The sequence below is a fragment of the Paracraurococcus lichenis genome (assembly GCF_030657435.1).
GTDB lineage: Bacteria > Pseudomonadota > Alphaproteobacteria > Acetobacterales > Acetobacteraceae > Paracraurococcus > Paracraurococcus lichenis.
The window spans coordinates 21,507-47,819 of sequence record NZ_JAUTWS010000046.1 but is presented as its reverse complement, the minus strand read 5'-3'; the positions used below and the strand labels follow the sequence as shown (position 1 = coordinate 47,819).

Here is a 26,313-nt window from a genome sequence, read left to right as displayed (position 1 = left end):
GCCGGCGTCCTGTTGACCGTGATCGAGGGCGCGGTGGATGCCGGCGTGGGTGCGCTGACCAGCAGCCTACAGAGCGGCGGTGGCAATCAGTTCCTCAACTTCGGCAATGTCGGCAGCCGCGCCCGGGGCACGCTGGGCCAGAGCGCCTTGCAGCAGGACTACAACCGCCCACCCACTCTGCGGCGGGACCATGCCGACAGCATCACCGTCCGTACCGTCGGGGATCTCGACCTGTCCTCGATCTACGAGTTGCGCGAGGTCCGCGATGCGGCTGCGCGCGCAGGCGTCCCCACCACCAGAAGACAGGCCCGATGATGACGGATGACCGCGCGCTGCGCTGGCTCCTCAAGCCGGTGGAGAAGTGGATGACCGATCCGGCCACGACGGATTTTTGCATGAACCATCCGGGGGAGGCATGGGTAAAGCAGCGGGGCACCTGGTTCTCGGTCGAGACGCCCTACGAGATGGAGGACCTGGAGATGATCGGGCTCCACTCTGCCGGCCTGCGTCGCCAGGACATCTGGACCGACACCCCTCTCTGCGCCACGACCTCCCCTTGGGGCCACCGGGTGCAGCTCATCCAGCGCCCCTGCGTGCTGCCCGGCACCTACAGCTACTCGGCCCGGCGCGCGGGCGACTGGCAGCCGACCTTGGAAGGCCTCAGCGCCGCTGGCCTGTTCGCTGCGACCCGTCGCCACGATGAGGCCGGCGGACGGCTGCGGGCCTACGAGGAGCCGGAGCGGTTCTACCGTGAAGGCGACATGGAGAACTTCTGGAAGTCAGTTGTGCGCAACGGCCTGACCGTCATGGCGGGAGGCCGCATGGGCTCCGGCAAGACGACGTTCGTCCGCGCCCTCGGCGCCGATGTGGACCCGGCCAAGCGCGTCTGCTCCATCGAGGACGAGGACGAGGCCCGGCTGACCCAGCCCAACCGCGTCGGGATGCTCTACAGCGAGGGCGGTCAGGGTGAGGCGGACGTCGGGCCGGAGAAGCTGATGATTGCCGCACTCCGCATGGCGGTCGAGTTCGCCATGGTGCAGGAATTGCGCAACGCCAGCGCCTGGGCCTTTCTGCGCATGGCTGCGACTATTCAGACCTTCACCACGAACCACGGTGATTCGTGCTTCGGCATCTTCGACAGCACCCGCCTCATGCTGAAGGCACCCGGCTCCGGCGCCAACGGCATGCAGGACGTGGACATCTTCCGCCTGCTGAACCGCTACGTCGATGTCGTTGTGCACTGCGAGTTCACTCCGCCAGCGGAACCGGGCGGCAAGGGAAGCTATGGTCAGGACGAGGTGTGGTTCCGCGGCGTGGACAAGCCCCTCGGGCTGACCGTCGAACAGGCGGAGATGGCGTGAAGGCCGCCCTCGGCTTGCTGCTGCTGACGCCAGCCTGGGTGGCGGCGTCATCGGCCGCATTCGCCATTTGGACGGGGCGCGTCATGACGCTTGGGCTCGCCACCGCCTGGTGTTGGCCCTGGTATTTCTGGCGTGGGGTTTGGGAAGGGTTCTGGCCTGGTGACCCGGCCGCCCTCGCCCTGACCGGATCCGCTACCGCCGCCCTTGCCGTACCGCTGCTACTTCTCCCCCCGGGGAAGCCGAAGACACCGAAGGCCATCGAGCGCGCGAAGACCGCGACCCACGGCACGGCCAGCTTCGCCAGCAAGCAGGAGGCCCGGGACCGCTTCCCCGGGATCTCCGACGAAGGTTATGGCGGCATTCCGGTCGCACGGAACTACCGTCGCGATCTCTCCCAATGGGCAGGCGTACCTTTCGATCCGCGCCGGAAGGCGACTTGGGACGAGGGCATGAAGGCCGGCATGCTAGTCGACCCCTGTACGCTCCGCTCGACGATGAGCGCGTGGGTGGCGGGATCCGGCGTCGGCAAATCCCAGACCCTCCTCCAGGCTCTCGCCCACCCCACGCTGCGCTGGACCGGCAGTTACGTCGTCGGCGACCCGAAGCGGGAACTGGAAGCGATGACGCGCCGGACCCGTGAGGCCATGGGGCAGGAGGTCTATGCCATCCGGCCCGGGAGCGGGATCAACGTCCTGGCTAACATCGACCCGCAGAACGAAGACTTCGAACTCGACGTGATGACGCTGGCCCGGCGCGTCGCTCCGGAGCCCGACCCGGGCCGCAGCACCGAGAACAGCGAGTGGTCCACCTGGGTCCAGCAGATCATGTGGGCGATGTTCTCTCACATGCTGACCGCGCCCGGCTGGCCGCGCGAGAAGCTGAACCTGCGGACCTTCAAAGCGGCGGCGTCCTGTGGCGAGCAGGAACTGAAGCAGTTGCTGAACGGCATCGCCACGTACAGCGAGTGCCGGTTCGCCCGCGAGAACGCCCGAGGCGTGCTGCTGGAAGCCGAGGAGACCTGGACCGGCGTCTACGGCACCTTGCAGGCTCATACCGCCTGGCTCGGTGCCTCCCGGCTCGCGGACATGGTTTCCGACGACACGGTCCAGCCGAGGGACCTCTGCACCCGGCCAGTCACGGTCTTCATCCAGGTGAAGGCCAAGGCGCTGAAGGTCGCCCCCGGCTGCGCCCGAGTGCTCTACGGCGCCCTGCTCGACGCTGCTTACGATGCCGACGGCTTCATCCGGGGTCGCATCCTCTACGACATCGACGAGGCCTATACGCTCGGCCGGATGGAGATTTTCGAACTCGTCCGCGACCTCGGCCGCTCTTACGGGATCACGGTCCGCTGGTGGTATCAATCGCTCGGCCAGCTTGAGGTGCTGTACCGCCAGGGCACACGCGCCTGGTACTCGTCCCTCGCCTACATCGCCTATGCCGGCGTCGCCGATCTCGACACTGCCCGGATGATTTCGGAATACGCGGGCAGCTTCGGCGCCCTGGTGCGCAACCACTCGACCAATAAGGGGACTGCGACGCAGCAGGCCGCCTTCTCGACCTCCCGCAGCCGTGGCGAGGGGGAGAGCGAGCAGGAAGTGGCGCGCAAACTGCTGATGCCTAGCGAAGTGCTGACGACTGCCGACAATGAGGTGTTGTTCCTCTCCCGCGGCATGCCGGTGATTCGCGCCGTGCTGCCGCTCGCCTTCCAGGACGAGGAGATCAAGCCACACCTCGACGCGAACCCGGTGGATGAGGCCAGGAGGGCCTGGAAGCTCCAACCGGATCCAGGCCGCGCCATCGCGGCATAGCAGGAGGACAGGATGGCACTGACCGACCAACAGCGCCGCGAGCGCGATAAGACCGATCTCGCGGTGTGGGAGCCGATGCGCGCCGCCGGCGAGCAGGTAATGCGCGATCGCCGGGCGGCCGAGGCCGTGAAGGCGAAGGAGGATGGCGTGGAGGCCGCGAAGGAAGATCGCGGTCGCGGCCTCCGAGTTAGAGTCTAGACACGCGCACCACGGCGCGGCCGGGCGGCGGCGGGTTGGTTGCCTGCCGCCGCTTTTCCTTGTTCGATGAGCTGCGCCCAGGGGCCGAGATCATCCGCAGCAGGCCGTGGTGCCGACGGCTTCTGCGGGTCACCCTTCCCGCCTTCCTGGGCATCAGCCCCGGTAATCGCCCGCTTCTCGATCGTCTCGATCGCTCGGTCCATCATCGCCTCTAGAACCTTGTCCGGCCGCGGCTCGCGCGCGCCCCGCAGTGTTCCGTGCACCGGATCACGCTCCGCCCCCTTCTCCGCAGCCAGCGTTTCCTGCTTGCGCAGCAGGTCGAGCGCGCTGGCGTAGTTCAAGCGCCCGTCCAGAATGCTCTCGGCAAAGCCCTCTGCGAGCCGCTCCATGGGATCGCGCACGGCTCCTTGCGCAGACTTTGCGACCAACGCCGAGGAGACGACAATCGACGCTGATGCTTCAGCAGGAGTGCTCACCGGAGCCGATGTCGTGGCTGCCTGAGCAGGCTGCCCTGTGGCGTCCGCAATCGCCACTAGGATCGCCCGGTTCCGTTGCTCGGCCAACTCCAACCCGCTGGCGCGGGCCGCCGCCCGGGGCGTCTGGGCGGCGGTTTTCTCCAAGGTCTCGGCCCGCTTGCGGAGAGAGCGCGCCAAGTTAGCCGCGGGCATGCGGCTCTGGTGGGCCCGGTTCAACGCCTCAAGCTGCTCGATTTCCCACCGCACGCCGATACCGACACCAGCCGCGCGTGCCATCGTCGACGGCCGCCCCTGTGCCCTACCCTGCAAGACCTCGGCCCGCACCCGTTGCTGAGCCCGGTCGGCAGCGGCAGGCGGCACCAGGCGCTGGATGTCCCTCGCCTCCCGCAGCGCTTGGAAGCCGCCCACCAGCGCGTGCCTGCCAGCGCGCACCGCGCCCAGCGTGGCTCGTGCCGCGTCGGCGAGGATCTCCGCTCGGCGCCGCAGGACCGAAGGTCGAAGCTGCCGGGCGACGAAGCGTGCCGCCTTGACCGTCAGGCTGCGGTCCCAGGCCCTCCTGATCGCCACACCCATCCGGTAAGCGGTGCGGACCTGATAGCGCCGGTAGAAAGCTTGGGCGCCGGCCTGGAGGATCCGGGCACTGCCCAGCAGCGCCCGGCGGCTCCTCGGATTATCGAGGACACGGCGGACCTTGTTCTCTGCCACGCGGGCGGCGATAGACGGCCCGAAGACGATCCCGAGTTCGGCCGCCTGCCGCAGGCGCTGGGCGTGCTGGCGGGTTTGGACGGAGGCCGAGCGCAGCGAAGCGACGCGGGCGTGCAAGTCACCCCTCCCCTGCGCACCAGGTGTAGCCCGCTGCGGTCGAGGTGCCGACCGGATTGGCTCCTGGCCTGCCAGGTCAGTCGGTGGCCAGCCCAGGTTCTCGCACTGCCTGCGCCAGGCCGGTCGGTCGGCCATGCCGTCGCGCGTCGCCCCTTCAGTCGCCCGCATGCCAATCTTGACGCGGACCTGACGCTGCCGCTCCGTGAGGTCCGTCCAAACCTGCCCCTTCGTCAGTGTGTATGCTTTGGCGTGCTCCTCAGCCTCGCGGGAACGGCGGGAGAAGTGCTCCACGACATGATCCGGCACGTCGGACAGCACGGCGACGCCGTTTCGCTGCTCGACACGTAGGCCGGCCGCTCTACCTTCTTCCTGGAGGTGATGCGAAAGCAGCGCGGAGGGGGCGCGGTCCTTGGCGAGTTCAATGAGCTTGCGGGCGTCGATCGCCCGGATCTCTCGGTTCGGGAGAACCACGGCATTCGGCACGACGAACTGCTTATGCAGGCCGGGCGCCGCGGTGCCGTCCTTGAAGGGACGCGTCGTGTGATGCGTCGCGCCCCAGGCCGCGAACCGCCCGCGGACCTCGATGCGCTGCTTGTCCTTGCGCACCACGGCCACCGCCGAGCGCGCCTCCACATCGGCCAGCATCTTGCTCGTCGCCCGCTCGAAGACCGACGCGATGACGGCGGCGCCGGCTGGCGTTGCGGCATTGGCGTGGGCGAGCGACCACGACGGATGCGGCGACAGGATGAAGTGAACGAACTTCACCGCCTGCTTGCCGTCAGCATCGCCGCCGGTGTAGCGGCGCGCTCGCTTCGGACGGGGCATCTCGCTCCCGTCCGCGCGCTTGCCGCCGACGAGCGCGGTCAACTGCTCCTTCGTCAGCGCCTTCCCTGGCTCAGCCCGCATGGCTTCCGCTGCCGCGGGGTGCATTCCCTCCCACGGCCGTAGCGGCGTGCCGGGTTCGCGGGCGGGCGGCTCGTTGGCCAGACGCGCCGCTGCATCACGCTCTGCCTTCGGCTCGGTCGGGTGCGTCAGATGCGCCGCCATCCGCACCGGTGACCTCGTTTTAGCGAGATCGACATAGGCGAAGGCCATGTCAGTGGCTCACGGCTTGGTCGGGCTCGACTGGCTCGACCATCTTGCCAACCTCGCCGGCGACGTCTTCGGGAAGGGCGTCCACCTTCTCACCGAGGCCGTCCAGCTTCTCCTCAATGCCGCCGAGCAGGTCTTTCAGAACCTGCTGGACGCTCTTGCCGTCCTTCGGCGGTTTGGCGGCCTCGACCATTTCCCGCAGCGTGCCGTCATGCGCCTCCAGGGCGCCGATCAGTGCTTCGAGGAGCCGGTGCGTCTCGATGTCGCGCTCGGCCTGTGCCCGATCCCGTTCGGCCTGCTCGCGCCGCATGTCGGCCAGTACCTGCAAAACCGTATCATAGCCGGTCGGCGGGGCAGGGGTGGTGCTGCTCTCGGTCAACGCCTGATCCTCCCAAATGCCCGGCGTAACCGGGCTGCGGCCCGCGCCAGCGCGAACCAGCAACGCCGCCACTGGGGCGGTTTCGGCCGGATCGCAATGGCGGCGGTTTCAATGGCGCGGCAGGCCGTGGCCACGTCCACGCGGAACATCTCCCGGCATCCCAAGTGCAGCCGGATTCGCCGACGTCGCAGCAGTCGGTGCGCCAGCCGTTCGACGCGGCGGCAGTCAGGGACGGCGACCGCCCAGGCGACGGTCAGGGGCGCGAAGCCGCGGTATCCGGGCTGCCGGGACAGCGCCGCGGCGCGGCGATGCGGGCAGACGGTGGTGTGCCCGACCTTCACCACGCCCGAGTGGCGGGTCGCCAGGACGTAGACCTGGCCCGGCTGCGGCCATCGGCGCCTTTGGAGAGCCATCGGTCTGCACCACCCCCCTCTGATTCACCCTTGGCGCCCCTCGCTTTGGCCCCGACCTTTTCTAACCCTGATTAGGCGACATAAGGAGACAATAGGAGACATACACGGCGACGTGTAGAGATCAAAGGAGACATTTTAGGGGCTCGGCAGCTAAGTGCAGACAATGAGCGCCGTAAGGGGATAAAAGGAGACGTTTGGAGACGTAGCGGGAGACAGGCGGGGAGACGAATGGAGATTCATGGTGGCGTGCCCGGTCGCGATGTGGTTCCGTGTCCGCATGGAGGGGGCATGGGGGACCAGCGACTAGCGGACTTGCTGCGTGAACTCCGTTCGCAGCCTTCGTCCAGCGGCGGCCGGGCCGTGGCCTGGATGCGGCACCGCTGGGACGAGCTTGAGGAGTTACGCCGGCAAGCCACTCCGCCGACATGGACGGAGGTGGCGGCTTTCATGCGGGCAGACGGCGTTACCTATGCCGATGGGCGCCGGGCCGATGCCGAGCTTGCCCGGAAGACGCACGACAAGATTCGCAGGAGCAAGGAGCGGGTTGCTGCGAGAGCGGCGAGCCGGGGGACGCGCCCTGCTGTGGAGCCAGCGCCAGCGCCGGCCGCTGCGCCGGTTGTGCCAGTATCGAAGCCAAAGCTGAAAGATCCGACGGACATCTTTCGTCCGGCCGGGGGCAACAGGGACGATGAACCTTAGGAGGGGCAGGGGGTATGGCCGAGACGACGAAGAAGCCCGCACCGGCGGGTGAGGCGGAGGTCGTCGACTTCCGCGCCATTATGAAGGCTGGGCTCAGCAAGCGGCCGGTTCGGCAGGTGGCTTTGCCGCCTATGCCGTCCGTGTTGCCGGAGCGGAAGGCCGAGACGCTGGTTCTGCCACGCGAACCCGGTGTGCCGCCGCTCGTAGACCTGGCCGGCCGGCGGAAGTTCGTTATCGTTATGGGGCCGCAGAACGCCGGCAAGACTCTCGACATGCGGATGGTGGGCTCCGAGCTTTACGAGGCGGACCTGCTGAAGCGCACCTGCTTTGCACCGGTGGATCCGGGCCCGCGGGCGCTCGGCCGCTACCTCGACGTCAGCCAGCCAGCCTCAGCGCGCCAGGACGACTGCGTCGACTTCATTGAGGCGGCGCACAACTTCATGTCGTCAGACGACGAGCGCCGGTACCAGATCTTCGTGCTGGACTGCGGCGGCAACAACACCGCGCTGCCGGTGGTGCTGGCACGCAATCCCAAGTTCGTCGCCGAGCTTGAGGCTGCCGGGGTAGCGGTGGTGCTTAGCTACTATTGGGTACCCCGGGTGGATGATTTGGTCCTGCTGGATCAGCACCGGGACCTCGGGCTGGTCTCCCCCCACACCATGCTCACGATGAACATGGCGAAGGCTGCCCGCGGCCTGGAGAGCTACGAGACCATGCGGGCGCAGGCTCCGTGGCAGCGGTTGTTGCGGGCCGGCGCGGCCGAACTCGTGCTGCCGGCATTGGCCGAGGAGTGGGCGCAAGAGGTCGAGCACCTCAGCCTGCCGTTCTGGGCGGCGCGCGATGGCAAGGTGCCCAAGGGGAGCGACGCCGAACCGCTCGACCAAGCCGGCCGGGTGGCTGTCGCCGAGTGGATGAGCAAGTGGCGCGAGGCGCGCTCGCCGGTGGCCTCCTGGCTGCGCTGACATGAGCGAACCGCCGGCCGAGTGGGTGGACGAAGACGGGGTGGTCCAGGCTGGGCCGCCCCCGGAGACGCAACGTGCCCGGCTTCGACTACGTCAGCCGGCGGCGACGCCTGGAACCACAGCGGATACGAAGGGGGACATACCAGCGGCGGCGAGCGACGCTGAAGGGGAGGGGGGTTCCTCTCCCCGAGCACGGCTCCTGCGGCTGAAGGCTGTCGAGCGACCTGCTACCGAGCCGGTGCAGCCGGAGCGAGCCGAGCCGCTTCCTCCGCCGCGGCCGGTGGTGTCGGGAGAGCGCGAGGCTTTCGAGGAAATCGTGCGCGAGGCTCGCCTGCGGCTGGTCGCGGCACTCTCGCGCGACGGGGTGCGAGATACCGACGCGCGCTGGTTCGTCGGTGCGATCGCCGCAGCCGTGGCGGTGATCGAGGCTGCGCAGCGGCGGGAAGACCAGCGGCAGCGCGACTTGATCGAGGCGCTGACCAAGCTGCTGGCCGAGGCTGAGACGCGGCTGAAATCCCCCTATGGGCCCGAAGAGCGCCAAGCGCTGCGGGCAGAGGTCGCGCAGTTGGCGGTGGGCGCGCTCCCCGGCCAAGCCGAGCGGGAGGTCCTGGCCGATCGGCTGGTCGAAGCGGTCCGGACTATCCTTGAGCCCGTTGCAGCCAAGGCGCAGGAGCAGATACGGCCGGAGCGAGCGCTGGTGCCAGTGCAGCCTGCCGCAGTGTCGGTAGAGGAGCAGCGCCGCGCGCTGGCAGCAGGAGCGAAGCTGGCGGTGGCCCAGGCAATGACGCCGGCGGCGCTGCGATCGATGATGCTCAAATCGTGGGCCGCGGCGGGAGTGGTTTTCGCTGCTGGCGGGGCTTTCGTGCTGCTGATGCTGGCCATGGCACGGATCCTGGGCTGATGGCGACGAACGCTGACTAGGTACCTCGGCGCAGAGATTTTGAACGGTTGGCGGAGCAATCCTCCGGCTTTGTGGCCCCACGCTGTCTCGGTCTGGGCCAGAGGGCCTTAATGGTAGATGCTGCTGAAGGATTAAACGGATGTTTATTTACAACTGCCGAGCCAACGGGTCCTGTTATCGCACAGCACAGTTTTTTTCCAACGGGTCGACGCAGCCTTTGAGTGATATTAGCGCATCCGTAGGCCTAAACGGGGTGAATCGCGAGGAGGATGTTAGAATCATTCAGCAACGTCTAAACGGAGTTCCAGAAGAAAGTGGAGGCCCTCGCCCAGTTCTAGATGAGGATGGCAGATGCGGTAAATACACCAGAGATGCTATACGGGATTTTCAGCTCAAGCAATTTCCAAGCTCTAAACCCGATATTCGTATCGATCCAGGGAAGAGGACTATTCGTCGTCTCAATGAGCTTACCACAAGACGCAGAACTTCTGTAGATGGCGTATCTCGCCAGCAGTTCCTACTTATCGTAAACGCCTATGTTCCAGAGGTCGTTCGGCGAGTTAGGATAGCACGTCAGCGACTTCAAAACGCTAGAGCTGCTTATAGTGGTAAGCTTATTAAGCCCACCCATCAAGATCAAAAGCTGGTAGATTGGCACTTCAAAACCCATAAAACGGATGACCCTGTTGGAGCAATAGGACTTATCTTAGCCATATACGACCGTATGGATCAGCGTCTGACATGGCACATCACACGGGCCCGCCCGCTATTCCAGTTAGGATTTGCGAAATCAAGCGACCAAGCTGTAATGTATACTTCGATTGGCGGATGGGACGCGCTAGAAGACGAGCTTGATGGGTCAGGCGAGGCTGTGAATAAGATCAAGGTCGTAGCGACGCATGCTGGCCCAAGTACGATAATACACGAGTTGGCGCATTTGTGCGGAGGTAAGTCGCCAGCCGACGCGATCGGCCACATGGCCAATCCTGTCCCCCTGCCAAACGGAACTCGCCTCGAAGAAGGATTTTCTAATTACAGAACTATGAACGCTCAGGAGGCCAGACGAAATGCTGCGAGCTACCAGTCTCTGACTGAACCAGAGCCGTCGCAATTGGGACCGCCCATGGGAGATGAGTGGTAAATCTGTTGAACCTTGAACCCACTAGCGACTACAACTAGTGTTCAGATACATTCGAAAGATACAAGGGACAACGCCCAGCCGGTCGCGCTGGGGCTCACCGCAGTCCTTCCCGATTACTGGCATCTAAGTGCCATCTAAGGGCACGGCTGAGGCACGCGGCCTATACAGCGCGCTTCAGGTTTACTGATAGGTAGGCAGCGGAGCCGGAAGGGGCATGCCGGTACGCTTTGTACGGCAGCCGTAGCATGCCGGGGCCGGATGGCCCCCTCCCTCCACGACACCAGTACACGGCTGGTGATTGAGCGGCGCTGGATACCATAGGATCCGGCGATGGCGACGAATCCTGATCCGGCCGAGCCGGCGCTCCTTGAGCAAACCGCGGCTGCGGGCTCCTGGGGCGGTCCGTCCTACCGGTACCGCGGCGCCACCATCGAATGCCTACCAGGCGGCCACGTCTGCGGCTTCGTCATGGACGGCCACCCGCTCTCGGGCCGAGGCACCTTCGGCGTCGTGGGCACCATTACGCCGCTAGTCGACTTCTGGGGCGCCTATGCGCACATGGGCCATCTCATACATAAACCTCTTGGAACCCTACTGCGACTTGTGCATTATACACACTGACAGCGCATCGTGCGCATGTCATGGGTGACGCGGGACACATATGCGCATGAACATCAGCGTGCCGGACGCTCTTCGAGAGAAGATGCAGCCGTTCGACGACAAGACGAACTGGTCGGCGATCGCGGCAGCGGCCTTTCAGCAGGAGGTGGACAAGTTGGCCTACTTGGCGAGCATCGATGACCCGGTGAAGCGGCGGCTGAAGCAGACCGAAATGGAAGACAATGACAATGCCGGCGAACTGGCAGTAAAGGCCGGCCGCGAGTGGGCCAAGCACCATGCTCGAATGGTGCATCTGCGGCGCCTTCACGCAGCGTCGGAACACATATCGGAGCCAACTCCTGACCACTTGGCCAAGATTATATTGAAGGACGAAAGCGCTCGCTGGCTGGATGTGCCGGGCGTGGACGAATACCCGGAGGACTTTGAATTGGAAGCTGGTTGGACAAATGGCTTTGTGGAAGGCGCCATGGAAGTCTACGCGGAAGTCTGAAGGGCAGGGGGCGGCTCTGTAGAAGGGCCGCTTCTACAATGGATTCCATGAGACGAAATCACATTCAATAGCCACGTTGCGGGCACGCAACATGATCCCCATGGCCTTATTCTGTCCGCCATGGGCGTAGTCGGCGAACTGCCAAGCGCGCGAGGTCTGACTTTCGTCGATGTAGATCGCGTTCGTGTCCGTGTATTCGAACTCAACGTCGTCAATGAACCAACGATAGTATCCAGGTCCCCAGCAGCACATGTGGGTGTGCCATTCGCCCCAGTTGTAGCGGTAGTCGCCGGGCGGATAGATCAACCGGAACATGTCTCTGCGATTGCCGTTCTGATCTCTGCTACCGTCCCAATAATGCAACGCATAGTAGAGACTGCCGCCACTGTCGATCTCGCCCATGTCGGTTTCGGCGCCGGGCCAGTCGTCTGAAGCTGGCCAGAGGACGCTGGCGCTGCCCTGAGCCCAATAGCCGTCATTGTTATACCCCAGACCACCGAATGCCTTGACACGGAATGCGAACCATCCGTATCCGTAACCTTCCCAGATCGCCGAAGGTTTCGCATAAAGCCCGGCGCCGTTGTCGCCATAGTCAGCACCGGGATAGTTCTCGATGCGCGCGATGCTGTTCTGCACGGAGTAGGACGGACCATCGGCGTGCCACCACTGCCAGAGCAGCCCGGGACCATCGTTGAAATCCTCGAACACGGTGCTGCCGGGTCCAGCGACCAGCTTGCCGCTGACGTAGATCGTGTTGGTGCCCGGCGTGGTCGTGCCGCCGCCGCCACCCGGGTTGCCGCCAGTGGGCGCCTCGACCGGGATCTCCGGCGCCGTCGCGCCCGGGTTGTCGGCCAGCCACTCCGGGGTGTTCTCAATGAGGGCGACGCCCTTTTTGACGCCAAACTCCATGGCTGGGCGCAGCGTCGGGTCGGTACTGCTCACGTTCAGCGCAAACCACGCGCCATCCGTGACAGTCCAGAGCGTCGCCCGCGTTCGGGGCTGGTACTGAGCATAGGCGTAGAGGTGCTGGCGCCAGGTGTCGGCATAGGTGCTGCTGCCGTGCGCCGCCTCGGTGATCAGCACCGGAACGCCGCCGTTGCCCTGCGACACGATGTCATAGGCCGCCTGCTGCGCCTGCAACTGGCTCGCGGTCGGCACCCCGGCATACTCGTGAACCGTCAGGATCACCCGCTGGTCCTGCACCATGACCCAGTCCGCTGCGGTCAGCGCGTCGGGGCTGTAGTTGGCTGCCGCGCCGGTCAGCAGGACGTAGCCGGCGAGCTTGGCCCGGAGCCGGCGGTGCGCCTCAAGCCGGAAAGCGTTGGCCGCCGCATTGGTGCCGAGTTCGATGCTCGCGCACGGGCCTATGGCGATCATGTCCTTCGGAAAGCGCGTCGTGCCCCGCTGGACGATGAGGTTCGCCTGTCGGTCGAGCATCGTGTAGATGTCGGAAGGATTGGTCGTGATGTCGTCGCCGAGGACGTCGGCGCACTCGTACAGCACCTTCAGCCCGGCGCGGATGACCGTCTCGACCATGTCGAAGAACTGGCCCAACTGCGCGTCCGTCGGTTGCACGCCGCCGACCCAGCCGCCGTACATATCGATTTTGGTCCGCCACGGCAGGAACAGGCGGACGTGGGTGATGCCGAGGCCCTTGAGGTAGGTCCAATAGGCCGTGTCGGTCGCCAGCGGCTTGCCGCCATAGGCCATGTACATGGGTCGCCACCGCTCGACCGCGACGCCGACAGTCAGTGGTGCGACGAAATCACGAGCCGCCTTCGCGTCGGCGCTGTTGATCGGCTTGGCCTGAACTGAGGCAGGCGCCTGCAACATCGGTGCGCCGCCGCGGGCCACCATCGGCAAAAAGTTACGGGTGAGCAGACCCATCAGGCGGTTCCGGCCGGGAAGACGAACCGCAATTTTGCGACAGAGGCGGCAAGCGCTTCCGCGCTCTGCCGCTCTCGCTCCATGCAGTGCAACGCGGCAATCGTCCCTTGCTGGGACTGGTTTACCCGCTCCGCATTTGCGAGGTCCCCGCGCAGCCGCGCGATCTCGGCGTTTAGCCGCTCGATATGCGCGACTGCGTCGGAGCCCTTTTGCCGCATGTCAAGCGCTCGGTGGGTTACGCCAGGCGTTTGCCGTCCGATGGATGTACTCGTTCCGAGCCTTATCGCGCTGGGCGCGCAAATGCTGTAGCTCGGTCATGGCAGCCTGTTCCGGCGCGAGCCCTGGCAGACCATGCTGAGCAATCGCCTTTGTCGCTTCCAGCTCGCCCTTGAGCCCGTCTTTCTCGTCGCGCAGGCGGGCAAGTTCGTCGGCCACACGGAAGTCCGTCCAAATGTCCGCGTCGCCGACGCGAACCTTCTTCATGGAGTACGACACGGGCAGTTCCTTTCCAGCGGGGGGAGACTTCGGAGCGGAGGGCGGCTCAGGGCGGGGCTGGGCGCCGTCCATCATCGTCATCGACACAATCAGCATCTCGCCATGATCGAGTTGGCGCGCGAGGGCGAGGGCTCCGTCATTGTCACCGGCGCCGCGCCGCGCCTCGATTTCGGCCGCATCAGCCGCGGAAACGCGGAAGGCGAGAGGGCCGAAGTGAATCATCTGATGGGTCATCGATGGCGTCCGCGCTAGGCCATGCCATTGCGCGCGGCATAGACACGCTGGCGCTCTTCATGCTCGGCGATAGGCCATTGTGTCGGGATCCCGCCCGCCACGTGCGCACCGTGCTCCTTCGCCGTGGTCAGCAGGCGGTTCGCATGCCGATACTTGCGCTCCGCGGCGGCCAGCGCGTCGGCATCCGGACCTCGCTGCTTCACTGCGACGTCCCGGAGGGCGTGCCAGGAGCGCATTGTGCGCACATATTCCTGCACCGCCTCCAACCGCAGCCGGAGGCCTTCCTCCACGACCGGGCCGTAGGCATTGGCCACCATCGAAGAGGCCCGCGATTGCTCGGCCACGACCGTGCGGGCCGTGACCGCCTGCCGGCGTTTCCAGACACTGAGAGTGAACTCGGCGTACTGCTGCGCCTCAACCACAGCGCGGTTTGCAGCCGCAAACTCCTCGGCCGTTGGGATCCCGCCGGCTTCCGCGCGCTCGGGCATAGCTGCCAGCGCAGCCTTGGCCGCGGTCACGCGGTCTGCCGCATCCTGTGCAGCATGGAGTGCCTCCGCCTCGCGCCGCCGGTCCTCGGCTGGCGAGATGCGACCGGCATTCACCTGCTGATCCAGATCGGCCGGCACCAGGCGGGCGATGTCCCGCCGAACGGCCTCGTCCTCGGCCTCGCGTTGGGCCTGTTCCGCCGCCTGCCGGGCAGCGGCTGCCTCTGCTTCCGCAGCCGCCTTGGAACGCAGGGCAGCAGCCTGCGCGTCAATCCGGGCGATCTCGAACGCTGAGGCGATCACTGGCGGCGCGCCGGCGCGAGCTTAGCGGCGGCCTCCCGGACCAGGTCGGCGAGGGTGGCACTGACGCTGATCCTGCCGCCCTTACGCTCGGCGCGATCGACTGCAATACGAAGTGCCATCTGTCGGACGTCAGGAGGGAAACAAACGCCGGTATACACGACCCCGCTCTGGGTGGACACGGCCATAGGAGCCTCACGGAAGGAACTGACAATATAACATGTCGCCAGTGCCTTCGTTCAAGGTCTGGTGTGGCCGATTTCCGGCACAACACACGTGCCGGTTCATCCAATTTCGGCCGATAGCTTGAGATGCAGGAAACGCTATTTCAGGTGGGGAAACTGGCAGGACGGCCGCCTGTTATATCGGCGCCAAGGCCGACAGAGCGCTTTGGTGCGGTTCACGCCGCCTCCGCGATACCTCCTGCGGGAGGAAGGGCCGCGAACCTATTGCCGCGGCCCTTCCTTTTTTCGGCACAGCAGGTACGTGCGCTACACCAGCCCGCGCCGGAGGAACTCGCTCGCAGCCGTCGCCTCGTTATCGCCGAGAGCATCCAAGTCGAAGCCAAGCAGGTCGCGGATGACCGACAGTTCGATCTCTGTCAGGTCGCCACGCAATTTCGATTCGCAATGCATGACCGCAACCTTCGCCAGGCGCTCCCTTTGTGTCCGCGCCGGGGTGTCGCAGATGTTGGCGTAGGCGCGGTCCCGCCGCTCGGCTATCGCCTCAACACGGCCCTCCATCTTGAGCCTGAGGGCGCCTTCCGGCGCCACGTCCTCCTCCGTTGCAGCGAGGTCGAAGGCGACCGTCGCCTCCATGTAGATCCTGGCGGCGGCGCAAATGTTCGTCTCCATCTCGCTCATGCTGCAAACTCCATTTTGGTGTCCATTCGCGACAGCCGTCCATCAGCAGCCGCAATCATGCCGGTGACCTCCAGCGCGGCATCCATCGCGCCGTGCTTAGCCAGCGCCTGGAACGCGTCGGCGTTCGCCACGAGCGTAGTTTCTAAGCTCGCGCGTCGGGCTGGCACCGGCCGGTCAGCGCGCTCGATCTCGGCCACGCGCCGGCGCCATTCAGCGAGCCAGTCGGCCCGGCTGCCGGCATCGAACTGCCAGCCGCTGCGGTCCGCGATCACCCACACGGAAGGCGAGGGGGCGCTCACGCCCGCCTCCTGTGCTCTGCCAACCGCGCGACGCTCGCCGGAATGTCCCGCACCTGCTGGCGAAGGTGCGCTGGCACCACGGCATCGTCTCGGTGTTGGGCTTCGACGGCCAGGGCGGACAATGCGTCGGCGATGCGCACCACCTGGTCGGCGTCACCGGCCGCATCGCCAAGCTCGTCGACCAGCCGCAGGAGGCGAGCGGAGAGGCTGTTGCCGCCCCGGGGGATCTGGCGATGGACAGCGAGCCCATGCGCCGCCAGCCCGTCCAGGAGGTCCCGCGCCGCGTCACGCGCCTCGCCGGGGTGCAGCGCCGCTCGGACCGTGAAGCCGTTGCCCAGGCCGTCATGGACGACCTCGTGGCTGTTGAGCCAGCACTCGCCACTATCCCGAACGGCGCCGTTCCGAGCCACGACGGTGCCAAGGACTTCGGAGATCGTGTCGAGCACGAAGGGAGAGGTGCGCATCAGTGCATCTCCTCCCTGCTGACGGGAGAGGGGATGGCAACCACCGCCAGCGCGTGGGCGGCCTGGTGCCCCTGCGCGACGTGCTGCATGCCGAGGACGCGGCAGGTGCACAGCAGCGCCTCGGTCGTCATGGCGCAGGCAAAGCTGGTGGCGAGCCGCAGGCGGGCCGCGGTGCAGCCCTGCTCGGTCTGGAGGTCGAGGCCGGCGATCGCGGCAGGGACGTGGGCCCGAGACAGGGCGGCGAGATGCTGCATCGTGCACATGGCTCCGTCCTCCCTCACGCTGCCATCGGGACGGGGAAGGCGAAGGAGGCGAAGACCTCCGCCGCGGCGGCGCGCTCGGCCGCGTCGTGCTCCAGCGCGTAGTGCTGGGGGATGCCGGCCACCAGCGACACGAAGCTGAGGACGGCCGAGAAGGCCGCGTCCTCGGCCACGCCGTCGGCCAGGGGCAGCCACTCGCCATCCCGCATGTGGACAGTAGCGCGGAAGGCGTCACCGTCGTGCCGCACGTCGATGCAGCGCACGCCGGCGATGATCATCGCCAGCGTCGCCGGGTTGCGAGGGGAGGGGTGGGCGATGACGGTGACGCCGCGCATGGCGGTGAGGCGCGACCGGGCTGATTGGTCTAAGCTGAAGGCAACCATAGTCCGAATTCCCAAGGTTCGGGTTGTGGCCAGGGTCTCGCGGGAGGATCCGACCCCTCCCGCTTGGCCCGCCTTGGGGGCTGGCCCCTCGGTGACAACCAGACTATCATCTGCAAACAGGGATGCAAGCTCAGTTTGCATGTGATAGTATGACAATCATGGGAAGTCAGATCAGAGCGGCGCGGGCTCTCCTGCGGCTCACGCTCCAGGACCTCGCCACCGCCTCGGGCGTGAGCGTGGCGACTATCATTCGCGCGGAGAAAGTGGACGGCGAGCCGACCATGACCCGCGCCAACCTCGCGGCCCTACGGCGCGCCCTGGAGGACGCAGGAGCGGTGTTCCTGCCAGACGGCGGCGTTCGACCCAGGAAACTGAGCGGGGAAGGGCACCCCACATGAAAGAGCACCCCACCCCATGACCACCTCAGTCGAGCCCAAGGTCCCCGGCCGGCTGCAACGAGCCCTGGAGGCCTTCCAAAAGGCTCAGGGCATGCTGCTGACCGCTCATCGCGGGCTGAAGGGGCAACCGGCTGCCGAGGTCGACCGCTTCTGGATGGCACAGGGGCGTCGCATCGAGCAGCGCCTGCACGCCACCGCATCCGAAGCCGTCGCTGCCTTCAAGGCATTCTCTGCTGCCGGCCTGGTCGCCAGCGCGGCCGACCGCCACCTGGTCAATGAGGCGCAGCGACTTCTCGCCGAAGGTGGCCGATGACGCAGGACCGGTTCGAGGAGTTGCTCGGCGCGCTGCACTGGGGAGAGCGCACGCTGGCCGTCGTGTTGGGCGAGCACTGGACCACAGTGCGCCGCTGGCGCGCCGATCCGACGAGGATGCCGGACAACGTCGAACGCTGGCTGGAGCACGCTGCAAAGTCACTGCTGGCCCATCCGCTACCGAAGGGATGGACGCCTCAGGTCTCCTACGAAGGGCGCAAACGGCACGGCCAAGCCGCTGAGGAAGATTGAGATTATGACAAGCCAATCCAAAACCAAGCTCGCCTCCTCCGACCGCCAGCGTCGGTTCAATGACCGCGTCGCCTGCATTCGCCTCCGGATGGCGATTGGCCAGGCGCTGGATGACCGCGGCATCACCACGCTGGCCGCGATCGGCGAGGCACTCGGGATGCCGGCAGCCGAAGCGAACGGCTTGCTGACCCGCCGCCAGTGGCGCGAAGGCGATGTGGCGGCGCTTCAGGCCGCCGCTGCACGGCTCGGGCTGTCCGTCTGACTTCAGGCCCCGTCTCGCCCACTGCCTACACTGTGGCGAGTGCAGCGCGATGCGCGAGCCGGGGAGGCGCTGTACTGACCGTGCTGTTGGTCCGGATGGGCGGGCCGCAGGATCTGCTAGGCCTGTTTCGGATCAAAATCGTCTTCAGGGTGTGAAAGCAAGGTGTTAACTCGACGAAGAAGTTGCCAGATCGCTACAAACAATGGGAGCGTTACTCCGAGAGAAAACAAACCACTGCTTGGTACATTTGGCATTCCAACAATGTTGAGTGTTAGTGATAACGCGGATATCCAAAGAACCACTGACGCTATTATGATTGCAGGTGGATTTTTCACATTGGTGATTTTGCGCCTTCGAATAGGCGTCGTAATTACATGTTCAATTACAAATCCAGCGGTGATAGCACTTGCTAAACGCCAGATCAGCCAAGGTGGCAAAGCAAGATGTGCAAGCAGAGGTGGTAGCAAAGATCCGGTGACTACTATAAACGATAGGTGTAAAAAATTTCTAGCGATAAAAACCTCGAAAATAGTTAGCACTCCACCTCGTATTTGCCTGAAAAATACAAAAATCATGCTAAGCGCCGCATAGGTCATTGCAACTGTTGCCAGCGTGTATAGGTAAATAGGATCAGGTAATTCCATATGAGTGGCCTCCCTAAACCAAATAAATGGCCTTGGCTCACTGCCCGCGTTTTCACCCGACCATAGCCGTGCATCGCAAACCGAGCCTCTTCCGGCTTCCCCACCGAAGGCTAACCACCTTCCCGCTGCCCCTCAAACCGCGTTAGTGGCGGCGCGTTCGCCTACCCGATTGGAGGGGGGAGCACCTTCTCCGGTTGCGAGCAAGCCGTCCCGCGTGGGGAAGACACGGGGCGGCCTCAGCGACATGGATGATGCCAACATGACCGAGCCTGCTGAGATCCGGCTAGACCTCGCTGACGTCCTGGCCGAGCTTTTCCTCGGCGCGATGGCGCGCGAGATCGAGATGGATGAGGACGACGAGGAGACTACCGGCCGCTGACTGCCCATAACGCGGCACTACGCCCTAACTGGACGCCGCACCGGCTGGCGGCGGCGTCAACGCTTAGGCCTTCTGCCATTCAACGGTAACCGATAGGCCGCGCGAAATGAACTATATCGTCAGCCATATACTCAGCCCTCTCCATGCTTAGAGCATTGTCTGAATAGATCAGGCCGCGCTTTTGCAAAGCCTCGCGCACCAATACCAGCGCGTTGACAGCGCGAGACGAGTGCATCGCTTGCGTCGCAATGGAGAGTGCATCAGTTTTAGAGATCCAATCACGCGTGCTCCTCGCCATAAAAACCTCCGATGATAGGCAGCAAGGTAACTAAAATAGTCCCGCTCAATTGCTGATAATCTGTTACCGCTTTATCTCTTACGGCACGAATTGTCTCGGCTTCTGAGCGGGCCGCACCGCCTCCTGTTGCATCCAAAACGCCATGCCTCTCGGCCTACAGCAGATGCGAAGGGGCAGTCGGCGACGCTGCTACACAAAGTCCGGAAAGCCCACGCCGCACGGCCCCTCCGGTCGCCAGTCGCGTTAGCTCCGGCCGCATTTTTCCAGGACAGTCTCTAGCCCAACCTTGGACGACGACCACAAGACGGCAACCGCCTTGTTCCCGACCGATACCAGCGGTGCGTAAAACGGCTCATAGCCGACGTAGCCGCCATAGGCGTTTTTGCCATTAAGCTCGCCGCATAGCGCATCCGTGCCATCCGCTTCCCTGACGACGCGAACAGCGCGAAAGCGGGTGCTCTCAGGGTCTCGGAGAGTGTCCGCGACGGCACTTTGGTAAACTGCCATTTTCTGCGGCGACACGACGACGGTATGAGGTTTGGTTGCCGCTTTCGCGGGGATACTAGGCGATGAAACTGGAGCAGTCTGGCGTTTAAATCGCGCAGTTGCCTCCGCGTTGTCCCGCTCCCACACAGCTAGATCCGTAGTCGTGGAGCCGTTCGACAATCTGTAATGGTTATTCATCGGCGTCATTAAGGGCTGCGCACACGCTGCCAAGCTCAGGAAACCGAGAACCGTGAATCCTCGCACCATCGTTGCTGCCCGTCTGCCTGGCACCCGACCCGGCCGAAATGGCTGGATCTCACAAACCGGGTTCAAGATACAACTTCCTACCGACAATTATCAACCTTTGGTATATATTTAGCTCATCGGCCGACGAGCGCCTCGCGGACGATCTCCCAATCCGCCGCGCTGATGACGCCCTTCGCCACCGCCTCGTGGCCGGCTTGCAGCAGGTCGAGGCGCTGGGCCCGGGCGATCAGCATGACATGCAGATAGACGCCGCTGAGCCGGTCAGCCTCAGCCTCGACAGCCACGCGATCCAGGTCCGTGCTCATGGCGATTCGCCCTTCGGGACGGCCCGAAGTCTAGGCGAAACCGCCCGGAGTGTTCCATCTTTGTTCACGCATGTCGCGGCACCTGGATGGCAGCCCGAAGCCGGTGGATCCGCTGTGGTTTCGACAGCACGAGACGCTGCACATCCGCTGCCAGTGCGGACACAGAGCGAGCGGCGTCATCGGGCTGCTGGCATGGCGCGCTGGCATGAGCGGCCATCAGCGGGTCTGGGAGCTTGTGCGGCGGCTGCGGTGCTCAAGGTGCGGGGCGCGGAGGCCGGAAGTGGAGGTCGGGCGATAATAGGTGCTGCCGAACCTTATTGCCATCATGTCCGTTCAGTGATACTGAGTCGATATGACGAAGCCTTCCGGCAGTCCCGCATTGCCAGTCACCATCAATCAGGGACCGAGTGCAGATTCGCCGGCCAGCGACCTTCCGCGGGAGTGGTGGCCTGAGCTTGTGAGTTGGCGACGCATTACGACACAGCGCGATATCCCGCAGGATTGCCGATCTCTCGTCTTCTATGTGGAGGACGCCGAGGCAACCAGCGACTGGCTGGGGTACGGGTCGCGGGCTTCGTATCTGCGGGACGGACTTGGCGTAGATCCGGCCATGGTGGATTGGGCGTTGGCCGGCCTGAAAATGTGCGGCGCCGACCAGCCGATCCCGATGGCAGACGCTGTGAAGCTAGGGAAGCGCGGCGGCCAACCTGGGAATGACAACGCAGCGAAGGTCCGCAAAGACCGCCCTGACGGCCAGCGCGCGCCCGCATACGGGACGAGCGCCGCTTACCTAAAGGCTAGGATCGAGCGCGACGCGCCGGAGATTGCCGCGCGCATCCACGAATATCCAAGCGTGGCGGCTGCGGCGCGGGCTGCCGGCATCACGGTGGCGAAGTCGGATCGCGTGTCGCTAGGCGAGCCGGCTGACGCGGCTGCGCGGATTGTGGAGACGAAGGGCACGGATTACGCGCGAGCCCTGGCCGACGCCCTGCTAGCGCAGGCGCTTGCGCATAACGCTTACGCAGGAACAGCGGGGTGAGTGCGCCTAATTAAACCATTGTTTGCCAGATGGCTCCCAACCGTATAGGAACTAACTGAAAAATAGTCGGCCGCTCCTTCGATGGCGTCCATCGAGTAATCTCGACCAAGGTACTCTGCAAGACTTTCGATTGGGACCAAAAATTCAGCAGCAAATGCACGCTGCATTTTTTGCCGTGCCGTGTCAGAAGCTGTGGCGGGGTGCCAACTTTCCCCTTTCTGCATCAAACCATCACACAACAGTCGAGCGGCCTCGAATCGTTTCCCAGTGGAGTAGCGTCCACGGAATATAATTCGATCTCGGCCACTTTCGTCCGACACCATCATAGCAAGAGGATGCCTTGGGCGCGGAGCGTTAGCCTCGTCAGAGAACTGCGCTTCCCTTAAACCAAGCAGGTCACCAAGCTTATCGTCGGATACCGGACCATCTTGGCTTATACCGGCGGCAGCGCGCAGTGAGTGAGCCAATGTACGCCCACGATCCGGCGCGGACATCGTTTTGTTAGGTTGCTCAAATCGCAGACTGCGCACCAAATGGGCTGAGACTCCCGGCACATCTTCAGCAAACGTTGTGACTTTCTCGATTTCGGCGCTTGGGTTTGCACCTGAACAAAGAGCAGCAATTTCCATTGCGGCTTCTTGGCCAGCAATTTTTTGGAGGTGAACAAGCCGTTGCATTAATGCGTCGGGTACTTCTTCGGGATCAAAGCCAAGTGCAGCTTCCAAGCGCCGCATGTTGGTGGCTTCCGGGTCGGCTCGTTCCGCTAAAACGTCTGACCAAAGATCTCTGAGATGGGGCGCACTTCCAGCCGTGCGCTCCAGCACCAAACTTAGGAAATTATCGACTCCAGCTTCGAACGCCTCTGCGGATATTGATATATCGAAATTAGATATGTATCGGATCATCTCACGCGACCGAGGTTCAGTCGGCAAGCACTCCGCTCGGATGATTTCCCCGTCAGAAACAAAAGTAAGGCGTGGCCACAAAAAGCCGTAGCCGGCTGCCGCAACCTCATGAGCCATGCGCCAGGAGGTGGAGCAGTGTCCAACCACCGGCTTTCCTTCCCAACGTAACCGCCACCAGAAGCTCGCTAGCCAAAGCGCTAGTGGCATAGCAGATAGGATGGGCGCATCATCTATTGATTGAGACCAGTGATTCTCTGCACGAGAAGCATTGTTCCCGGCAATATCAATTTTGATTCGCGCTGAGGTAACGTCGCCTTCTGCAGCGGCCCAGTCCGCAAAAATCGTCAGGCCGTCCCTCATCCTGTCCTCCACCGCTCACTGACCGCCTCACGAAGCGGATCGTCCACCTGCATGGGGTAACCATGGTAGACTCCATCAGCCTCTCGCTGAGCTTCAAGCGGATGCCCAGCCTCGCTAACGGCCCATACCAGTTGTGGCCACCCCTCCCCGGACCAACGAGCGTCAACCAGCCCCATTCTAATCCCACTTCGCAACAAAAACAAGGCTTCGGTCCGTCTAAAAATACCGACCTCGTCACAAAGGCTCTTGCCCCTCCGTGGAATAGCGGGTGGGCTCAGGTTGAAATCTCCAGGATTCCTCTTGTGTTCCGGATTGCCCCCATACCGCACTCTTGAGGCTAATGTAGCTAACATTGTTCTCACTTCATCAAACCGAGTAGCAGACATTATGTCGCGCTTCTGGTTAAATGATTTGCGCTTCCGCATACAACCGCCGATTGTGGTAAGTGGGGCGTTGGGATTGCTGATGTTACCCTAGCACTCGACCTCTCGGGTACAACATGGGCAGAGCCTGGGCGGCGCTCAAAGAGACCTGGGTCAGCCCGCCACTTCCCACAACCTAGACCGACCCGGTCGTCCGCTCTGCTTTACCACACCGCGCTCACGCTGGTGTTGGATCTCGCGACCGCCGCTGCACACCACTGCATGGCGTTCGGAGACTCTACCAGTACTCTACCAGTAGGGGTGCGGTGAGAGAGGAGGGAATCATCCGACCCAGCCCACCGCCCGCCTAACCAACCGCAGCCGCGCACGCGAACGAGCCCCTTCCGGCTCCCTGGAGTGAACGAGCGGGCGCGGCTATTCAGCGGCAGCGAGCGGCTGCTTTGTGCTATCCAGGACGTGCACCAAAGGGGTCTCCGTGCTTCGCCGTTTCGTTCGGCTCGCTACGAACTCTAGAATTTCCTTAGACAGACCCGGAACTGCCCTGAGGCCCTCACGAAGCGTTTCGGAGGACATTAACTCGTGCACTGGGCTTCCAAAGCTTTGTGCTTCCACAAGCCGAAGCGGCTGCTCGTCCATGCGATCCAGGGCCGACGCAAGAAGTCGCGTGGCAAGTGTCTCATCCAATCGGCTCGCCTCACGCCTATATCCCTCGTACGAGCGTGAAACAGCAGCCTTGAAAGCGTAATCTTCAGCTAGGCGAAAGCGCTGCCCTATCTGCTTGGTGGCAAGCCAACCGAACCAAACAGCACCACCTACTGAGAACAACGAGAGCAGTGCCGTGCCCACAATGTTAACACTTGATACCTGCGGGTTCGCCAAAGTCGCGACAAGCTCGTGGACACGGTAGCTGCCGTAACCACCGCCCACAATCAGCGCAGCAACCAATCCACCAATCCACCACTTTGCTGCGCGCTCGATATTCGCCGATCGCTCGGAAAATGCCGATGCCAAGCCCTGACTTGTTGCGGCCGCGTAAGCCGCACCGAGTTCCGCCGTTATAGTCTCAGCCTCTTTGCGGATTGCTTGGATTGCAGCCAGCGCGGCAGACGCCTCCTCCTTCGATATCTGGGTCGCGGCACTGTTCTTCACCGCTTGCGCCGCCGAATCGTCTACCTGCTTACGAACGTCCTGTAGCTTTGCAAGATCAGCAGGCAGGCTCTCCGCAGCGTCATGTGCTCGTTCAATGTCATCAATCTTAGCTTTGAGAGTGACGGTCCGCGGCTCCAATTCTGCCAGCCGCTGCATGATAGAACGGGAAGCTCTTACAGATTGATTTAGAGAGCGAGCAACCTCGGGATCGCTGTCCAGCGCTGAATTAAGGGCTTGGCGCAACCCTCTCATACTGCTTTCGAGCATATGGACTGCCCATGGGAGATTGCCATTGAGCAAATTGTCCATTATTGACGACGACGCAATGTGTTCAAGTCGGCGTACGTAATCGGTAATTTGGGCGGCGTTAGCGCCTAAGTCTTCCCGGCCGCGCGCTTCAATTTCATCAGCAATACTCTGAACCATCGCCTTTAATTCGGCGCGGGTTAGAGCAGGTACATTCCAACTAACCGCAATATTTAACGGCTCATCGTGGGGTATTTTGACATAGATCTGCTGACCGATGGTGAGAAGAAGGTTGCGAATGTTATCTAGGGTCGGATGCATAATGAACGCCAATTGCTATCGGGCACCCAGAACGAGCACCTGAGGTACTCACTCACATACCCGTGATGACGGTAGTAGGCCAGCGCGAAGGGAGGGTGCCTGCACAGGTCTAACTTCGCCCCAGGCAGTGCGCTTTGATCAGTCGCCACGCCGCTGGTGGTAGCGCGCCACCGCGCCGCGCCCGGCCTCCAAATGCTCGACGTAGCGGGCCGGCATGACGGGCGTCTTCCACCGCCCGGCCTGCTGTACAGCGGCCGTGTCGGCGCCGCTCGCCACCAGATCCTGCGCCATGCCGACGCGGCAGGAGTGACCGGAGATGCGTGTGGCATCGAGGCCGGCGCGGCCGGCCATCCGCTTCAGGATTGCCGCCACCTTGCTCGGGTCCAGCGCGTCGGCGCCGATGCGACCGCCCTTGTTCACCGGCCTGAAGACCGGCCCGGCGACGATGCCGGCAGCATTGAGCCAGTCGCGGAGCGCCGTCACCGTGGACTGGCCGAGGAACAGCACCACGCCCTCGCCGGCCTGATCGGTCTTCGATCGCCGGATCAGCGCCGTGGCCGTGCCGTTGGCGGCGAACTCGACATCCTCGACGTGCAGCGCGACGACCTCGGAGCGGCGAGCCAGCAGGTCGCGGGCGACCAGGAGCATGGCGAGGTCGCGCAGGTCCGACAGCTTCAGTCCGGTGGTGGCCTGGATGCGCGCGACGGCAAGCTCGCCGAGCGGCGCGGCCTGGCGCTGGCGGGAGCCGCTGGCGCGGACCACACGCTTCACCGCCAGGGCGACGACCTGGTCCTCGGTGGGATTGTCCAGCCGCGCCAGCGTGTGCAGCCGGCCGATCGCCCAGACCGCCTGGCGGATGCCGGCCGGCTTGCGGCCTTGGTCGTGCAGGTCATCGACGTAGGCAGCCACCACGTCCGGCGCGGCGGGCAATGGGCAAAAGCCACGCGGCGCACACCATGCGGCAAAGGCCGTGACACCCTTGCGCAGCGCCCGCACGGTCTCCTCGGCCATGGTGCCGCGTGCTTCGTGCAGACCGTCCTCGATCCGGGCCCGCAGGTCGTCAGATAGCACCAGCGCGGTGCTGGCGGGGGCGGCTGGCGCCGGACTGGTGGCCGTATCGTTCATGGATCGAGCCCTGCCGAATAGCGTGCGGTAATAGCGCTTACCAAACTCAATGCGGATAAGGAAGATATCTCACGGGCCATTGCAATGCCGCAGCAGACTGCTGCGGGTATATAGCCGCTGCCGCTTAACCCCAAACTCAAGCGGCGGCT

29 protein-coding genes are annotated in these 26,313 nt (G+C 64.0%); 12 read left to right on the top strand and 17 right to left on the bottom strand.

The window, feature by feature from the left end:
- From Q7A36_RS28905 to Q7A36_RS28890, 4 genes are all read left to right on the top strand, one after another.
- The coding region (locus tag Q7A36_RS28905) for a hypothetical protein (RefSeq protein ID WP_456306825.1) at positions 1 to 315 on the top strand (315 nt) is incomplete at its 5' end.
- Entirely contained in the window at positions 312 to 1,361 is a 1,050-nt protein-coding gene (locus Q7A36_RS28900) for an ATPase, T2SS/T4P/T4SS family (protein ID WP_305107252.1), read from the top strand. The genes Q7A36_RS28905 and Q7A36_RS28900, both read left to right, overlap by 4 nt.
- Positions 1,358 to 3,169, top strand: coding sequence for a type IV secretory system conjugative DNA transfer family protein (locus tag Q7A36_RS28895; protein WP_305107251.1), 1,812 nt, complete (start codon positions 1,358 to 1,360; stop codon positions 3,167 to 3,169). The genes Q7A36_RS28900 and Q7A36_RS28895 overlap by 4 nt, the downstream gene beginning before the upstream one ends.
- Positions 3,170 to 3,181: 12 nt before the next feature.
- Positions 3,182 to 3,367, top strand: a complete 186-nt coding sequence (locus tag Q7A36_RS28890) for a hypothetical protein (protein ID WP_305107250.1) — start codon at positions 3,182 to 3,184, stop codon at positions 3,365 to 3,367.
- Here the strand turns inward: Q7A36_RS28890 and Q7A36_RS28885 are convergent.
- Genes Q7A36_RS28885 through Q7A36_RS41680 form a run of 3 tightly spaced genes read right to left on the bottom strand, consistent with a single transcriptional unit; the run spans position 3,364 to position 6,549 of the window.
- Positions 3,364 to 5,760: a relaxase domain-containing protein gene (locus Q7A36_RS28885; RefSeq protein ID WP_305107249.1), complete on the bottom strand. Its 2,397-nt coding sequence runs from the start codon at positions 5,758 to 5,760 to the stop codon at positions 3,364 to 3,366. The genes Q7A36_RS28890 and Q7A36_RS28885 overlap by 4 nt on opposite strands.
- Position 5,761: 1 nt before the next feature.
- Entirely contained in the window at positions 5,762 to 6,136 is a 375-nt protein-coding gene (locus Q7A36_RS28880) for a hypothetical protein (protein ID WP_305107248.1), read from the bottom strand.
- Positions 6,133 to 6,549: a GIY-YIG nuclease family protein gene (locus tag Q7A36_RS41680; protein ID WP_370655717.1), complete on the bottom strand. Its 417-nt coding sequence runs from the start codon at positions 6,547 to 6,549 to the stop codon at positions 6,133 to 6,135. Before Q7A36_RS41680 ends, Q7A36_RS28880 begins: the two co-directional genes overlap by 4 nt.
- A 713-nt stretch (positions 6,550 to 7,262) precedes the next feature.
- Between Q7A36_RS41680 and Q7A36_RS28875 the strand changes: the two genes are divergently transcribed.
- From Q7A36_RS28875 to Q7A36_RS28865, 3 genes are all read left to right on the top strand, one after another.
- On the top strand, positions 7,263 to 8,210 hold the full coding sequence (locus tag Q7A36_RS28875; RefSeq protein WP_305107247.1) for a hypothetical protein: 948 nt from the start codon (positions 7,263 to 7,265) through the stop codon (positions 8,208 to 8,210).
- Between the two features lie 283 nt (positions 8,211 to 8,493).
- Positions 8,494 to 9,111 carry a hypothetical protein gene (locus Q7A36_RS28870; protein ID WP_305107246.1) on the top strand — a complete coding sequence of 206 codons (618 nt, stop codon included), beginning with the start codon at positions 8,494 to 8,496 and terminating at the stop codon, positions 9,109 to 9,111.
- A 1,808-nt stretch (positions 9,112 to 10,919) separates the two neighbouring features.
- On the top strand, positions 10,920 to 11,363 hold the full coding sequence (locus tag Q7A36_RS28865; protein WP_305107245.1) for a hypothetical protein: 444 nt from the start codon (positions 10,920 to 10,922) through the stop codon (positions 11,361 to 11,363).
- Between the two features lie 33 nt (positions 11,364 to 11,396).
- Here Q7A36_RS28865 and Q7A36_RS28860 read toward each other — a convergent pair whose 3' ends face one another.
- From Q7A36_RS28860 to Q7A36_RS28820, 9 genes are all read right to left on the bottom strand, one after another.
- Positions 11,397 to 13,250 carry a LamG domain-containing protein gene (locus Q7A36_RS28860; protein WP_305107244.1) on the bottom strand — a complete coding sequence of 618 codons (1,854 nt, stop codon included), beginning with the start codon at positions 13,248 to 13,250 and terminating at the stop codon, positions 11,397 to 11,399.
- Positions 13,250 to 13,468 (bottom strand): hypothetical protein, encoded by a 219-nt coding sequence (locus tag Q7A36_RS28855; RefSeq protein WP_305107242.1) that lies wholly within the window; start codon positions 13,466 to 13,468, stop codon positions 13,250 to 13,252. The genes Q7A36_RS28860 and Q7A36_RS28855 overlap by 1 nt, the downstream gene beginning before the upstream one ends.
- Before the next feature lies 1 nt (position 13,469).
- Positions 13,470 to 13,979, bottom strand: a complete 510-nt coding sequence (locus tag Q7A36_RS28850; RefSeq protein WP_305107241.1) for a hypothetical protein — start codon at positions 13,977 to 13,979, stop codon at positions 13,470 to 13,472.
- Positions 13,980 to 13,993: 14 nt separating this feature from the next.
- Positions 13,994 to 14,767 (bottom strand): hypothetical protein, encoded by a 774-nt coding sequence (locus tag Q7A36_RS28845; RefSeq protein ID WP_305107240.1) that lies wholly within the window; start codon positions 14,765 to 14,767, stop codon positions 13,994 to 13,996.
- Positions 14,768 to 15,255: 488 nt separating this feature from the next.
- The gene (locus Q7A36_RS28840; protein ID WP_305107239.1) at positions 15,256 to 15,627 is read right to left on the bottom strand and encodes a hypothetical protein; all 372 of its coding nucleotides are present in this window, start codon (positions 15,625 to 15,627) and stop codon (positions 15,256 to 15,258) included.
- Positions 15,624 to 15,926 carry a hypothetical protein gene (locus Q7A36_RS28835; protein ID WP_305107238.1) on the bottom strand — a complete coding sequence of 101 codons (303 nt, stop codon included), beginning with the start codon at positions 15,924 to 15,926 and terminating at the stop codon, positions 15,624 to 15,626. The genes Q7A36_RS28840 and Q7A36_RS28835 overlap by 4 nt, the downstream gene beginning before the upstream one ends.
- Positions 15,923 to 16,390, bottom strand: a complete 468-nt coding sequence (locus tag Q7A36_RS28830; protein ID WP_305107237.1) for a hypothetical protein — start codon at positions 16,388 to 16,390, stop codon at positions 15,923 to 15,925. The genes Q7A36_RS28835 and Q7A36_RS28830 overlap by 4 nt, the downstream gene beginning before the upstream one ends.
- A complete protein-coding gene (locus Q7A36_RS28825; protein WP_305107236.1) occupies positions 16,390 to 16,653 on the bottom strand; it encodes a hypothetical protein in 264 nt (87 codons plus the stop codon). Before Q7A36_RS28825 ends, Q7A36_RS28830 begins: the two co-directional genes overlap by 1 nt.
- A 14-nt stretch (positions 16,654 to 16,667) precedes the next feature.
- A complete protein-coding gene (locus Q7A36_RS28820; protein ID WP_305107235.1) occupies positions 16,668 to 17,033 on the bottom strand; it encodes a hypothetical protein in 366 nt (121 codons plus the stop codon).
- A gap of 122 nt (positions 17,034 to 17,155) precedes the next feature.
- On the opposite strand from Q7A36_RS28820, the gene Q7A36_RS41675 reads away from it, so the two are divergent.
- The 4 genes from Q7A36_RS41675 to Q7A36_RS28805 are packed head-to-tail and all read left to right on the top strand — an operon-like array spanning position 17,156 to position 18,257.
- Positions 17,156 to 17,431: a helix-turn-helix domain-containing protein gene (locus tag Q7A36_RS41675; RefSeq protein WP_370655716.1), complete on the top strand. Its 276-nt coding sequence runs from the start codon at positions 17,156 to 17,158 to the stop codon at positions 17,429 to 17,431.
- A gap of 16 nt (positions 17,432 to 17,447) precedes the next feature.
- Positions 17,448 to 17,744 carry a hypothetical protein gene (locus Q7A36_RS28815; protein WP_305107234.1) on the top strand — a complete coding sequence of 99 codons (297 nt, stop codon included), beginning with the start codon at positions 17,448 to 17,450 and terminating at the stop codon, positions 17,742 to 17,744.
- Positions 17,741 to 17,995 carry a hypothetical protein gene (locus tag Q7A36_RS28810; RefSeq protein WP_305107233.1) on the top strand — a complete coding sequence of 85 codons (255 nt, stop codon included), beginning with the start codon at positions 17,741 to 17,743 and terminating at the stop codon, positions 17,993 to 17,995. Before Q7A36_RS28815 ends, Q7A36_RS28810 begins: the two co-directional genes overlap by 4 nt.
- 4 nt (positions 17,996 to 17,999) lie before the next feature.
- A complete protein-coding gene (locus Q7A36_RS28805; protein ID WP_305107232.1) occupies positions 18,000 to 18,257 on the top strand; it encodes a hypothetical protein in 258 nt (85 codons plus the stop codon).
- Positions 18,258 to 18,373: 116 nt separating this feature from the next.
- Here Q7A36_RS28805 and Q7A36_RS28800 read toward each other — a convergent pair whose 3' ends face one another.
- On the bottom strand, positions 18,374 to 18,901 hold the full coding sequence (locus tag Q7A36_RS28800; protein WP_305107231.1) for a hypothetical protein: 528 nt from the start codon (positions 18,899 to 18,901) through the stop codon (positions 18,374 to 18,376).
- 1,543 nt (positions 18,902 to 20,444) lie between these two features.
- Positions 20,445 to 20,636 (bottom strand): hypothetical protein, encoded by a 192-nt coding sequence (locus Q7A36_RS28795; RefSeq protein WP_305107230.1) that lies wholly within the window; start codon positions 20,634 to 20,636, stop codon positions 20,445 to 20,447.
- Between the two features lie 352 nt (positions 20,637 to 20,988).
- Between Q7A36_RS28795 and Q7A36_RS28790 the strand changes: the two genes are divergently transcribed.
- Positions 20,989 to 21,675, top strand: a complete 687-nt coding sequence (locus Q7A36_RS28790; RefSeq protein ID WP_305107229.1) for a hypothetical protein — start codon at positions 20,989 to 20,991, stop codon at positions 21,673 to 21,675.
- Here the strand turns inward: Q7A36_RS28790 and Q7A36_RS28785 are convergent.
- The 3 genes from Q7A36_RS28785 to Q7A36_RS28775 all read right to left on the bottom strand — a co-directional run bounded on the left by Q7A36_RS28785 (position 21,654) and on the right by Q7A36_RS28775 (position 26,164).
- Positions 21,654 to 22,940 (bottom strand): ImmA/IrrE family metallo-endopeptidase, encoded by a 1,287-nt coding sequence (locus Q7A36_RS28785; protein WP_305107228.1) that lies wholly within the window; start codon positions 22,938 to 22,940, stop codon positions 21,654 to 21,656. The genes Q7A36_RS28790 and Q7A36_RS28785 overlap by 22 nt on opposite strands.
- Before the next feature lie 797 nt (positions 22,941 to 23,737).
- Positions 23,738 to 25,039, bottom strand: a complete 1,302-nt coding sequence (locus Q7A36_RS28780; RefSeq protein ID WP_305107227.1) for a hypothetical protein — start codon at positions 25,037 to 25,039, stop codon at positions 23,738 to 23,740.
- 138 nt (positions 25,040 to 25,177) lie between these two features.
- Positions 25,178 to 26,164 carry a site-specific integrase gene (locus Q7A36_RS28775; protein ID WP_305107226.1) on the bottom strand — a complete coding sequence of 329 codons (987 nt, stop codon included), beginning with the start codon at positions 26,162 to 26,164 and terminating at the stop codon, positions 25,178 to 25,180.
- Positions 26,165 to 26,313 lie beyond the last annotated feature (149 nt).